Origin of the sequence: Achromobacter sp. UBA2119, assembly GCF_002331005.1 — a bacterium.
Lineage (GTDB): Bacteria > Pseudomonadota > Gammaproteobacteria > Burkholderiales > Burkholderiaceae_B > Achromobacter > Achromobacter animicus.
In genome coordinates this window covers 103177-115383 of the sequence record NZ_DCYD01000013.1, presented here as the reverse complement: position 1 = coordinate 115383, position 12207 = coordinate 103177, and the positions used below count along the sequence as shown (strand labels likewise).

The 12207-nt window shown below is 65.9% G+C and carries 14 protein-coding genes and 1 riboswitch; of the genes, 8 read left to right on the top strand and 6 right to left on the bottom strand.

The window, feature by feature from the left end:
- Positions 1 to 73: 73 nt before the first annotated feature.
- The 4 genes from B3098_RS12785 to B3098_RS12770 are packed head-to-tail and all read left to right on the top strand — an operon-like array spanning position 74 to position 3564.
- Positions 74 to 1132, top strand: coding sequence for an ABC transporter substrate-binding protein (locus B3098_RS12785; protein WP_239216321.1), 1059 nt, complete (start codon positions 74 to 76; stop codon positions 1130 to 1132).
- On the top strand, positions 1132 to 1902 hold the full coding sequence (locus tag B3098_RS12780; protein WP_286896675.1) for an ABC transporter ATP-binding protein: 771 nt from the start codon (positions 1132 to 1134) through the stop codon (positions 1900 to 1902). Before B3098_RS12785 ends, B3098_RS12780 begins: the two co-directional genes overlap by 1 nt.
- A gap of 13 nt (positions 1903 to 1915) precedes the next feature.
- On the top strand, positions 1916 to 2770 hold the full coding sequence (locus tag B3098_RS12775; protein ID WP_191578354.1) for an ABC transporter permease: 855 nt from the start codon (positions 1916 to 1918) through the stop codon (positions 2768 to 2770).
- Positions 2771 to 2784: 14 nt separating this feature from the next.
- A complete protein-coding gene (locus B3098_RS12770; protein WP_175136986.1) occupies positions 2785 to 3564 on the top strand; it encodes an SDR family oxidoreductase in 780 nt (259 codons plus the stop codon).
- 55 nt (positions 3565 to 3619) lie between these two features.
- Here the strand turns inward: B3098_RS12770 and ilvB are convergent, their stop codons facing one another.
- Entirely contained in the window at positions 3620 to 5440 is a 1821-nt protein-coding gene (ilvB, locus tag B3098_RS12765) for a biosynthetic-type acetolactate synthase large subunit (protein ID WP_286896670.1), read from the bottom strand.
- A 93-nt stretch (positions 5441 to 5533) separates the two neighbouring features.
- Between ilvB and B3098_RS12760 the strand changes: the two genes are divergently transcribed.
- Positions 5534 to 6016, top strand: a complete 483-nt coding sequence (locus tag B3098_RS12760; RefSeq protein ID WP_218342436.1) for an Lrp/AsnC family transcriptional regulator — start codon at positions 5534 to 5536, stop codon at positions 6014 to 6016.
- A gap of 94 nt (positions 6017 to 6110) precedes the next feature.
- On the opposite strand, the gene B3098_RS12755 is transcribed toward B3098_RS12760, so the two are convergent.
- Complete coding sequence (locus B3098_RS12755) at positions 6111 to 7031, bottom strand: bestrophin family protein (protein ID WP_175136983.1); 921 nt, start codon at positions 7029 to 7031, stop codon at positions 6111 to 6113.
- Between the two features lie 107 nt (positions 7032 to 7138).
- Here B3098_RS12755 and B3098_RS12750 point away from each other — a divergent pair, with 107 nt between their 5' ends.
- From B3098_RS12750 to B3098_RS12740, 3 genes are all read left to right on the top strand, one after another.
- The gene (locus tag B3098_RS12750) at positions 7139 to 7729 is read left to right on the top strand and encodes an SET domain-containing protein (protein WP_218342437.1); all 591 of its coding nucleotides are present in this window, start codon (positions 7139 to 7141) and stop codon (positions 7727 to 7729) included.
- Positions 7730 to 7839: 110 nt separating this feature from the next.
- Positions 7840 to 7990, top strand: a riboswitch (FMN riboswitch).
- Positions 7991 to 8103: 113 nt separating this feature from the next.
- The gene (gene ribB, locus B3098_RS12745; RefSeq protein WP_286896662.1) at positions 8104 to 8823 is read left to right on the top strand and encodes a 3,4-dihydroxy-2-butanone-4-phosphate synthase; all 720 of its coding nucleotides are present in this window, start codon (positions 8104 to 8106) and stop codon (positions 8821 to 8823) included.
- Positions 8824 to 9078: 255 nt separating this feature from the next.
- Complete coding sequence (locus B3098_RS12740) at positions 9079 to 9828, top strand: TetR/AcrR family transcriptional regulator (protein WP_349677752.1); 750 nt, start codon at positions 9079 to 9081, stop codon at positions 9826 to 9828.
- Positions 9829 to 9837: 9 nt separating this feature from the next.
- Here the strand turns inward: B3098_RS12740 and B3098_RS12735 are convergent, their stop codons facing one another.
- From B3098_RS12735 to B3098_RS12720, 4 genes are all read right to left on the bottom strand, one after another.
- Positions 9838 to 10341 carry a nucleoside 2-deoxyribosyltransferase gene (locus tag B3098_RS12735; protein ID WP_175125832.1) on the bottom strand — a complete coding sequence of 168 codons (504 nt, stop codon included), beginning with the start codon at positions 10339 to 10341 and terminating at the stop codon, positions 9838 to 9840.
- A 5-nt stretch (positions 10342 to 10346) separates the two neighbouring features.
- Positions 10347 to 10916, bottom strand: a complete 570-nt coding sequence (locus B3098_RS12730; protein ID WP_279971382.1) for a flavin reductase family protein — start codon at positions 10914 to 10916, stop codon at positions 10347 to 10349.
- A complete protein-coding gene (locus B3098_RS12725) occupies positions 10917 to 11375 on the bottom strand; it encodes a nuclear transport factor 2 family protein (protein ID WP_175125834.1) in 459 nt (152 codons plus the stop codon).
- A gap of 63 nt (positions 11376 to 11438) precedes the next feature.
- Positions 11439 to 12050, bottom strand: coding sequence for an NAD(P)-dependent oxidoreductase (locus tag B3098_RS12720; RefSeq protein WP_175136981.1), 612 nt, complete (start codon positions 12048 to 12050; stop codon positions 11439 to 11441).
- Between the last annotated feature and the right edge of the window lie 157 nt (positions 12051 to 12207).

The window sequence follows — 12207 nt, the reverse complement described above, 5'->3', positions numbered from 1 at the left end:
TCCATTGTTGGGCAGCAATCGCTGGGGTATTGTTGACGCCAAACAGCTGCAACCCAGACACTTCGAGGACGACATGACCCGTAGCTCCGACTTCACCACCCGCCGCCGCGTGCTGGCTGCTGCGTCCGCCTTTGCCGGCATCAGCCTGCTCAATGGGCGCGTCGTTTTCGCGCAGCCCAAGCTGGGCAAGGTCGTGTACGGCCAGGGCAGCATCGACCCCTTTTTCGCGGCCGGTTATGTGGCGCTGAAGAAGGGCTTTTTCGGAGAAGGCGGCCTGGAGGTCGAGTACCTGAATTCGCAAAGCGGTCCGCGCACCAACCAGTTGCTGGCCGCCGGCCAGATCGTGTTCGGCGCCACGGCGGCCACCGCCGCGCCCGCACTGACCATCGCGGGCAAGCCCGCCGCGCTGGTGTTCGGCTTTGACCGCAAGCTGACCTACGCCAACGTGATCGTGCGCCGCGAAGACTTTGAAAGCGGCAAGATCAAGTCGCTAAAGGACCTGGCGGGCAAGCGCGTCGGCGCGACGCAGCCGCAGTCCAGCACGTGGCTGATGGCGCTGTACCTGATGCAGAAGGCCGGCGTGGCCGACAAGGTCGACATCCGCCCGCTGGGCGATCTGGCGACCATGCTGGGCGCGCTCAAGACCGGGTCGGTCGCGGCCAGCATGGCCACCATGTCGATGATGGAACAGGCGCGCCAGGAAGGTTGGGGCGTGCCTATTTTCGACGCCACCACGGAAGCGTCGTGGAACGAGTTCATGGGCGGCGACGTGCCCGGCATCGCGGCGTTGACGCTGCAGGACACCATCCAGAAACGTCCCGAGGTCGTGCAGGCCTTTGTGACCGCCATGGTCAAGGCGCAGGACTTCATCACGGCGAACAGCGCGGCCGCAATTACGGACGTGATCTACGACGATTACCTGAGCGCCTTCCCGCGCCCCGCCATCGAGAAGACGCTGGGCGTCTACAAGGAGACGGTGTTCCTGAAGGACAACATCATCACCGAGGACGCGTACAACCGCATGACGGCCATCATGGGCGACGGCCGCCAGTTCTCGAACGAAGAAATCAAGACCGTGCCCTACGCCAAGTGCGTGAACATGAGCTTCGTGCGCAAGGCCCGGGGCCTTTGATGATTACGCTGGACAAGGTAGGCAAGGCGTACCAGTCGCGCCAGGGCACGACGCACGCCGTCGGCGAGGTCAGCCTGACGATCAACGAAGGCGAATTCGTGTCCATCGTCGGGCCGTCCGGCTGCGGCAAGAGCACGCTGCTGAACATGATCGCGGGCTTTCTGCGTCCCACCACGGGCACCATCAAGGTGGACGGGCGTGTGGTGGATGGACAGGTACCGCCGGCGCTGGGCTACATCTTCCAGAAGGACACGCTGCTGCCGTGGTTCAGCGTCAGGAAGAACGTGGCGCTGGGGCTGAAGTTTCAGGGCGTGCCGGCCGACCGGATCGCCAAGCGTGTCGCCGAGCTGCTGGAACTTGGCCACCTGAGCGCCTTTGCCGACGCCTTTCCGCATCAGTTGTCGGGCGGCATGCGGCGGCGCGTGGCGCTGCTGATGAGCCTGGCCGTCGAGCCGCGCATCCTGCTGCTGGACGAGCCCTTCGGCGCACTGGACACGCACACCAAGACGCACCTGCATCGCGAGCTGATGGAGATCTGGCGCAAGCTGGGCCAGACCATCGTGATGGTCACGCACGACCTGGACGAAGCCATCCTGCTGTCCGATCGCGTGGTGGTACTGTCCGGCCCGCCCAGCCGCGTGCTGCTGGACGAGCGCATCCGGATCCCGCATCCGCGCGACGTCTTCACCCTGCGCGAAACGCCGCAGTTCGTCTCCCACGTGCAAAGCCTCTGGAGCGTGCTGGGCCAGCAGTTCCGCGCCGCCGCCTGAACCGATACGCGTCATGACCTCGATTGATACCGCTGACACCCTGCAGGACCAGCTTCGCCTGGACCGCCGCGCCGCCGTCGCACGCCGCGTGCGCATCACCTTGTGGCAGGTCCTGATCCTTGCCGTCATCCTGGGCTCGTGGGAGACGCTGACGCGCATCCCGTGGTTTGCGCAGAACACGCTGTTCGATCCGTTTTTCATCAGCCAGCCCTCGCGCGTGGCCGTGCGGTTGTGGGAATGGCTGCAGCCCGGGCCGCGTTCAGTCTGGCCGCATTTGTGGCTGACGCTGCAGGCCACGCTTGTCGGATTGGTGGTGGGCGTGGGCAGCGGCTTCGTGGTGGGCATGACGCTCAGCCGCAGCCGCTTTCTGGCCGACGTGTTCAACCCGTTCATCGTGGCGTTCAACTCCATGCCGCGGATCGCGTTCGTGCCGCTCATCACCATGTTCTTCGGGCTCGGGCTGGCATCCAAGGTGGTCACGTCGTGGTTCGTCGTGTTCTTTCTGGTGTTCTTCAACACCTACAAGGGCGGACGCAGCGTGGAACGGGAGCTTGTCGACTTCTGCCGCACACTGGGCGGTTCGCCGCGCCAGATCCTGTGGCGCGTGCGCATTCCGACGGCGGCGGCCTGGACGTTTGCCGCGCTGCCCAATGCCATCAGCTTTGCGCTGATTGGCGTGGTGCTGGCGGAATTCGTGGGCTCGACCACGGGCATGGGCTATCTGATGATCACCGCGCTGGCGACGCTGAACGCCACCGACATGTTCGCGGCGGTGACGCTGCTGTCCATTGTCGGCATCGCGCTGGTTTATTGTGTGACGTGGATTGAACGGCGGCTCTTGCACTGGGCGCCGGAATTCCGGGAATGAGCGAGGCCCGATTGATGAAGACACTTCCGTATCTGCGCAATTTCGACCTGACGGGACAGGTGGCGCTGGTGACCGGCTCGGCACGTGGGCTGGGCTTTTGCATCGCGCGGGCGCTGGCCGGCTGTGGTGCGCGCGTGCTGATCAACGGCCGCAATGTTGAAGCGGTCAACGCGGCGGTGGGTGAGCTGACCGGCGCGGGGCTGGACGCGCATCCGCTGCCGTTTGACGTGAGCAACGACGCGGCGATGGCAGAGGCGTTCGAACGCATCGACAGCGAGCACGAGCGCCTGGACATCCTGGTGAACAACGTGGGCGCGCGCAATCGCAAGACGCTGCGCGACACCAGCCCGGCCGAAATCCGCGAACTGATCGACACGGACCTGGTGGCCGGCATGCTGCTGGCCAAGTTCGCGGCCGAGCGCATGATGCGCCAGGGTGGCGGGCGGCTGATCGCGATCACGTCGGTGGTGGGGGAACTGGCACGCGCGGGCGATGCGGTGTATCCCGCGGCCAAACAGGGCCTGACCGGCATGGTGCGGGCGCTGGCGGCGGAGTTCGGCCCGCACCACATCACCAGCAACGCCATCGCGCCGGGGACGTTTGCCACGGAAACCAACGCGGAGATGGTCGCGGACCCGCAGTTCGGCCCGCGCGTTGCTGCGCGCAATCCGACGGGGCGTTGGGGAGAGCCGGAGGAAATCGCGGGCGCCGCCGTGTTCCTGGCGTCCCCCGCAGCGTCGTATGTGAACGGTCACGTGCTGGTGGTGGACGGCGGGTTGTCTATCCAGTTTTGAAGACGGTGCGGGTGTCAGCGGCTGCAAGCCGTCTAACACCCACTTCGGCAACGTCTCAGGTCGTCTCGTCCTGATACCACACGCCTTCGGCCAGCATCATCTTCTGGTGGCCATGCCCCGCAGGCATCATCGGGAAGCAGTTTTCCTGCGCCGTGACCGCCACGTCCAGGAAGTACGGACCATCATGCGCCAGGCATTCTGCCAGCGCGGCATCCAGCTTGGCGGGGTCATCCACCCGCGCCGCGCCCCAGCCGAAGGCCTTCGCCAGCGCCACGAAATCCGGCAGTGACGCGTTGTAGCTGTGGCTGTAGCGGCCGCCGTGGATCAGTTCCTGCCATTGGCGCACCATGCCCATGTAGCCGTTATTGCACAACACGACCTTGACGGGCGTCTCGTGCTGCATGGCGGTGGACAGTTCCTGGATGTTCATCAGCACCGACGCGTCGCCGCTGACGCAGACCACGGTCTTGTCCGGGTGCGCGACCTGCGCGCCGATGGCGGCGGGCACGCCGTAACCCATGGTGCCGGCGCCGCCGGACGTCAACCAACGGTTCGGCCGGTCAAAGCGCAGATATTGCGCGGCCCACATCTGATGCTGGCCGACGTCCGTGGAGACGATGGCATCGCGATCCGCCAGCGCGGCGTTCAGGCGCGACATCAGGTGCTGGGGCAGGATGGCGTCGGGCGCGGGCGTGAAGCCCAGGCAGTCCTGCGCGCGCCAGGCGTCGATGCGCTTGAACCAGGGCGCCAGACGCGCGGGCTCGAGCGGCGTGTCGCCCAGCTCGGCGCGCAGCGCGCGCACCAGCGGCAGGCAGTCGCCGACCAGCGCCACGTCCACGCGCACGACCTTGTTGATCGAGGCGGGGTCGATGTCGATATGGATCTTGCGGGCGTGCGGGCAGAATTCCGACAGCTTGCCGGTGATGCGGTCGTCAAAGCGCGCGCCGATGCAGACGACGAGATCGGAGTTGTGCATGGCAAGGTTGGCCTCGACCGTGCCGTGCATGCCAAGCATGCCCACGAATTGCGGGTCGGACGCGGGGAACGCGCCCAGGCCCATCAGCGTCAGCGTGCAGGGCGCGCCGGTGTGGTGCACCAGGTCGGTGAACGCCTCGCAGGCCTCGGGGCCGGCGTTCACCAGGCCACCGCCGCCGTAAAAGATGGGCCGCTTGGCCTGCGCGATCAGCGCGGCGGCGCGGCGCACGGCCGACTGCGGCAGCTTGGCCGCCAGCTTGCCGGACTGGCGGCGCGCGCGCAGCGCGGCCAGCTTGTGCTGCGACGGCGCGTCAAGCCCATCGCTGTCGCGCGGCACGGCAAGCTGTACGTCTTTGGGAAAATCCACCAGCACCGGTCCGGGACGGCCCTGGCGCGTCAGTTCAAACGCACGGGCCGTCACGCTGGCCACGTCGTCCACCGCGCGGATCTGGGTGTTCCACTTGGTGACGGAACGCGAGATGCCGATGGCGTCGCATTCCTGGAAGGCGTCGGTGCCGATGGCCGCCGTGGCCACCTGGCCGCTGATGCACAGCACCGGGATCGAATCGCACATGGCATCCAGCAGGCCCGACGTCGTGTTCGCCATGCCGGGGCCGGAGGTCACGAACACCACGCCCGTGCGGCCGGTGGTGCGAGCGTAGCCCTCGGCGGCGTGCACGGCGGCCTGCTCGTGGCGCACCAGCACGTGGCGCAGCCGCGGCTCGGCGTACAGGGCGTCGTACAGGGGCAGGACCGCCCCGCCCGGATACCCGAAGACCGTATCGACACCGTGCGCAATCAGCGTGTCGAGCAGAATTTTCGCCCCGTTTTCAGGGGCGGTTTCGGTGGCGGCCAGGGCGGCGGCGGCGGTGGGGTGCAGGCGATCGTTCATGCTATCCATCTTATTGGTAGATTCGAAGAATTTTTATCTTCTTTTCCACGGATAACGGACGAACGGAGTAAATTCATCTTTGATTTGGAGGAATCAAAGAAAATGAACCTCGACAAGTTCGACTTGGCCATTTTGAAGGTGCTGCAGGACAACGCGCGCGCCAGCCTGAACGACATCGGCGCGGCGGTCGGTTTGTCGTCCACGCCGTGCTGGAACCGCATCAAGCGCATGGAAAGCGCCGGGGTGATTCGCGGTTACACGGTGGACATCGATCCGGCCAGCCTGGGCTTCATGGACACGGTCATCGTCCACGTGACGCTGGAAAGCCACAGCGAAGAGACACTGTACGAATTCGGGCGCGCGCTGGCTCAGATACCGGAGGTGCTGGAGGCGTTTCTGGTGTCGGGCGACTATGACTATTACATCCGCATCGCCGTGCGAGACACCCGCGACTACGAGCGCCTGCTGCGCGAACAGCTCTACCGCATCCCCGGGATCCGGCACAGCAAGTCCTGCTTCGTGCTGCGCCGGTTGAAGGAAACCAAGCTGCCGCTGACGGGGCCGGGGCCTGGGCCGGCGGCGTAGGGCAGCGCCATTGGCATAGGGCAGCGCCAGTCGCGTAGGGGCGGCGCCAGTCGCGATGGGCGGCCCCATCGCCACGGCCGGCATTCCAACGCCCTCAGCGCAGCACGTAATCCACGGGCACCGCCGGCTCCGGCAGCGGCCGCACGCCCAGCCCTTCGAGCAGATCGATCTCGATCACGCGGGCCAGCGCCGACAGCGGCAGGTCGTTTTCGTCCGCGCCGAAGGGATCTTCCAGCTCGTCGCCCAACGCGTCCAGGCCGAAGAACGTATAGGCGACGATGGTCACCGCGAGCGGCGTCAGAAACTCCAGCGTGCCCACCAGACCGAAGGGCAGCAGCAGGCAGAACAGCCATGCGGTGCGATGCAGCAGCAGCGAGTAGGCGAACGGACAGGGCGTGAACTTGATGCGTTCGCAGGCCGCCTGGATCGCGGCGCACTGCGCCACGCGCTGGGTCAGCCCCTGATACAGGATGTCGGTCAGTTCCCCGCGCCGCAGGCAGGCCGCGAGATCCCGGTTGATGGACAAGAGCAGCGCATCGGGCACGTTGCGGCAGCCGGCCAGCGAATCCAGTTCGTCCTGCTGCACCCACGGACGCACGGCCTCGACCATGTCCTGTCCGCGCAGCCGCGCCGCCAGCCCGTAGCCGAAACCGATGCAGCGCCGCACCAGCCGTTCCTGCACCGGATTGGCGGTGCTGGCCGCCAGCAGCACGGCGCTTTCGCGCGCCAGGCTGCGCGCCTGCACGACGAGGTCGCCCCACTGCTTGCGGGCTTCCCACCAGCGGTCATAGCAGACGTTGTTGCGAAAGCCCATGAAGACGGACAGGGCCAGACCGAAGAGCGAGAAGGGCACCGCGGTCAGGTGCGCGGGCGAGAAGAACTGGCGGTGGTACATCCACACCACCACGCAGGAGAGCACCGTGATGACGATGATCCTGCTGAGGATGCGCGGAATGATGGAACCGCGCAGTACAAAGAACAAAGCCAGCGCGGATGGCCGCGGACGGACGATCATGATGAATATCAAGCAAGGGACAAGGCGGCGCCAACTATACGCCTGTCATCGCGCAAAAAAGCCGCCGATATAATTCTGTTTCGTCTCACCGCCACCCTCGAGCCTCAATGACCACCGAAGACACTCCGATCAAGCCCTGGTATGCCGTCCGCCGCTCCAAGCTGCACGGCAACGGCGTCTTCGCCGCCCGCAAGATCCCTGCAGGCACGCGCATCATCGAGTACGGCGGCGCGCGCATCAGCGCCAAGGAAGCCGACCGCCGCCATCCCACGAATCCGGACGATCCCTTCCACACGTTCTTCTTCGCGCTCAGCTCCGGCCGCGTGATCGACGGTGGCGACGAAGGCAACGATGCGCGCTGGATCAACCATTCCTGCCAGCCCAACTGCGAGGCGCAGGAGGGCAAGCACGGCAAGCGCGTCTACATCGTGGCGCTGCAGGACATTCCGCGCGGCACGGAACTGTCTTACGACTACGGTCTGGTCCTGGACGGCCGCATCACGAAGGCGCTGAAGGAAGGCTACAAGTGCCTCTGCGGCACGCCGCCTTGCCGCGGTACGATGCTGGCGCTGCCCAAGAAAAAGGCGAAGAAGGCCGATGCGGACAAGGCCACCAAGACCGATGCAGGCAAGGCCAGGAAAGCCAACGCCGCCAAGACCGCGAAAACTGAAACATCCGAGGCCGCCAAGGCCGCCTGACGGAAAACGGGGCCCGTCGCCCCGTTTCCCAAGACCCCAACCGCAATAAGCATATTCAGCCCCGCGCTGCGGACAGGCGTACAATCGAGCGGTCGTTAACACGACATGCAGTACGTCTTCAGGGCGGGGTGCAATTCCCCACCGGCGGTATGCCATGCAATGTGGCGAGCCCGCGAGCGCCCGGCCAAGCTTTGGCCGGGGTCAGCAGATCTGGTGAGATGCCAGGGCCGACGGTCATAGTCCGGATGAGAGAAGATGTGCCGGCACATACTCGGCTGCGCCGGGCGCGTTTGCGCCTTGCCTGGCCGTATTGCGTTCGGCTGTCGATTAGCCCTGAAACGTTTTTCGCCCCATCCTTTTGCGAGAGCGTTTCAATGTCCAACGTTGCCTTCACCCAGCAGTCCCCCATCCCCAGCCTGGCTTCGCAGCCCTTTGCCGTGCGCCTGTCGCGCGCGTTGCATCATCTGCGCCTGGGCCGTCCCGTCATCCTCATGGACGACTTTGACCGCGAGAACGAAGCGGACCTGATCGTCGCGGCCGACAAGCTGACCGTGCCCGTCATGGCGCAGCTCATCCGCGACGGCAGCGGCATCGTCTGCCTGTGCCTACCCGGCGACACACTGGATCGCCTGGAATTGCCACCGATGGTTCAGCGCAACCAGAGCCGCTTTGCCACGGCCTTCACCGTGTCGATCGAGGCGCGCGAAGGCGTGAGCACCGGCGTGTCCGCCGTCGACCGCGTCACCACCATCCGCGCCGCCATCTCGCCGTCGGCGCAGCCAGACGACATCGTCAGCCCCGGCCACATATTCCCGCTGCGCGCGCAACCGGGCGGCGTGCTGACGCGCCGCGGCCACACCGAAGGGTCGGTGGACCTGGCCGTGCTGGCCGGCATGCGCCCGGCGGGCGTGCTGTGCGAACTGATGAATGCCGACGGCACGATGATGCGCGGCGCGGCGCTGGATCGCTACGCCGCCGAGCACGGGCTGGTGGCGCTGACCATCGCTGAACTGGCCGACCATCTGCAAAAGCTCAAGGACGGCCAAGCCGAAGCGATCGACGACGAAGTGCTGGAGATGGCGGCGACGGTCTGAACGCACTCGTAGAACGCGCCCGCGGCTGCGCTGGCCGCGGGCGGCGTCGACAGGGTGAGTTGTTGAACGAGCATTTGAACGAGTGCGCGCGCCCCGATCGCGGGCATGAGCGGATGGCATAATTCGCGCGAAGCGATGCAGGTCCATGGCCGCCTGGCGGCCGCGGCGCCCGACCACGATTGGCCGGCCTGTCATCGCGTGCCGCCAATTCAATGAGCCATTGCTCACGTTTGATTCTCGCCCTTTGCCTCACTCATGACCGTCATTCCCCAGCCCCGGAAATCACCGCGCCAACTCAGATCGCAGCAAACCGTCGACACCATTCTCCAGGCCACGGCTCAGGTTCTGGCCTCACACGGGTATGCCGGCACCAATACGAATCTGATCGCGGAAACGGCGGGCGTGAGCGTGGGCTCGCTCTACCAATACTTTCCCAACAAGAACGCGCTGATCGCCGCGCTGCATGACCGGCACGACAACCAGATGCTGGACGTGATCGACGACGTGCTGAACGGCAACCCGGCGGCCACGCTGCGCGAGCGCGTGGGCGCGATCGTGCAGGCGATGCTGCACGCGCATCTGCTGGAGCCCGCGCTGCACCGCGTACTGGAAAGGGAGTTTCCGCTGTTCGACCAGCCGCACGAGCACAGCCGCGCGGACCAGGACATCCACCGCCGCATGCGGCATCTGCTGGAGTTGCACCGCGCCGAAGTCGCGCAGCAAGACCGGGATCTGGCGACCTACGTGGTGTTGCGGATCATGGAGTCGCTGGTGCACGCGGCCGCGCTCGAGCCGCCCGCGGGCTTCACGCCCAAGCAGTTGGAAGGCGCGGTGGTCGATGCGGTCATGGGATACCTGGGCGCGTCTGGAAACGCCGCGCCGGGCAAGATGAGCAAGGCAGTCAAAGCTGCCCCGAAGGCGGCCAGGACGGTCAGCGCAGGCAAGCCGGCCAAAGCCATCAAGACAGCCAGCGCCGCCAAAAAGGCGAAGCCGGCGCGCGCTTAGCTGCCGGACTCAGGCGCCGCGCGCCATTCTGGCCAGGCAGTCCGCCGGGCCGCCCGTCACGATGCGCGCGCTGCACGCCAGCATCAGGTTCAGATTCAGCCCGAAGTCCTCGACGGTATGGCCTTGCGCGTCGACCATGCGCGAGGCGCCGTCGTCCGCCGCCGCCCCCACCGCCACCTGATCGATCAGCGTGCCGGCCTGGTTTGTGTAGCCCCACACGGGCTTGCCGCAGGCGATCGCGTAGCCCACTTCAAAAGCCGTGCCCGAATCGGGCTCGGCGCCGCGAAACGGATTCAGGTTTGCCATCACCATGTCGGCCCGACGGATCAGCGCGACGTTCGCGCGGTAGATCCATTCTGCAAGCGCCTGCCCGGCAAGTTCCGGCGGCGCGGCGTTGTCCAGCGGGAACAGGCCCTCGAAACCGTAGGTGGCGCACAAGGTCTTGAGCCGTTCGCCGTGCGCCACGGCATCGGGCAGAAAGACATCGAAACCCGCCAGGTACACACTGCGCATGGCCCTTACTCCGGATCGGCGACGTTGAAGGCTTCGCCGGTGGCGAAGAAGGAGCCGCCGGCCAGGTAGTGCACCGACCGGCGCTCGTCGTCCGGAAAGTGCCAGCGGTTGCCGGAAAACACGTCCGGCGCCGCCCACGCGGCCACGACCTCGCCGATGAAGAGATCGTAGGCCTGCTGGTTGTGCGGTTCGGAAATGACCTTGCATTCCAGCCAGCCCAGGCAACCCTCGATGAGCGGCGCGCCGATCTTGCTGGCGGGAAACGTCGTCAGGCCGCTGGCCTGGAACTTGTCTTCGTCGCGCCCGGATTGCGAACCCACGACCATCGTGGCGCGCGCCTGCGCCCGCGACGGAATGCACAGCGCGAACTCGCCCGACGCTTCGATGAGTTCACGCGTCCAGGTGTTCTTGTCCACCACGACCAGCATCTTGGGCGGACTGAAGTCCAGCGGCATGGCCCACGCCGCGGCCATCACGTTGCGGGCATCGCCGTGCGCGCTGGTGACCAGCACAGTCGGGCCGTGGTTCAGAAGGAGATAGGCGCGGGGCAGGTCTACGGGTTCGATCATGGACACCTAGAACATGCCGTTCTTGTTGGCGGGATTCTCGGGGATTTCCTGGCTGACGTCCCAGTGTTCGACGATCTTGCCGTCCTGGACGCGGAAGATGTCGACCACGGCCTGGCCGCGGTCTTCCGGCGAATCGCGCCACAGGTTGTGGATCATGACGAGGTCGCCCTCGGCGATGACGCGCTTGATCTCGACGATGGCCTGCGGATGCTGCTCGAAGTAGCGCGGGAAAAAGTCGACCATCGGCCCGACGCCGTCCTGCATGTACGGATTGTGCTGCGTGTAGTTCGGGCCGACATACAGGCGGACCGCCTCGTCGACGTCGCGGTCCTGGAACATCATGCGGAAGAACGCGACGGCGATTTCCTTGTTCGATTGCGGCGCGGCGGCAAGCGCCGGCGCAGTTGCCACGCAACTGGCGGCGACCAGCAGGCAGGCGGCCAAGGATTTCCACTTCTTACGCATACAGGACTACTCAGATGACGCCGATTGGCGGCCTGCCAGTTTACAAACAAACGCGTCCGAGGATCAGTATCCGACGGTATAACGGCGGCGCGAATGCTGGGGCGTCTCGATCTCGTCGGCCAGGGCGATCGCGTAGTCTTCCATCGAAATCCAGCTCTTGCCGTCGTCGTCGGCCAGCAGATGGTCGTCGCCCACGCGGAACGTGCCGGTGCGCTCGCCGGGTTCGAACAGGGCCGAGGGCGACAGGAAGGTCCAGTTCAGCACCTTTTCCTGGCGCAGCGTGTCCAGGAACACGACGCCCGCGCGGGCCTCGGGCTTGTAGGCATCGGGGAATTCTGGGGTGTCGATCAGCATCTTGCCGGGTGCGACCAGCAGGCTGCCGGCGCCGCCCACCACCAGCAGACGCGGCACGCCGGCGTTCTTGACGGCGGCCAGCAGCGGCTTGGCGTCGGCGGACACGAAGCGCGTGGCGCTGATGACGGCGTCGTGGCCGGCCAGGATGGGGGTCAGGCCTTCGGGATCGGTGGCGTCGCCCTGGCGGACGGTCAGGCCCGGCTGCTCGTTCACTTCGCCTTGGGTGCGGGCGATGCCCGTCACTTGATGGCCGCGCTTGAGCAATTCGTCTGCCACGCGCGAACCCACGCGCCCGGTAATGCCGATCAATGCGATTTTCATGGTCTTGCTCCTGGAAGGATGGGCCGGGAACAGGCGCCGCACGATTGCGGCGGAACAGGCTCCGGCTCAAGGCAAAGCCATACTATTCGGTCAAATCCGAACGAAAAACCCGTCAAACAGGAAGAGTTCTTTGCAATCCATGCACCAATGCGGTGGA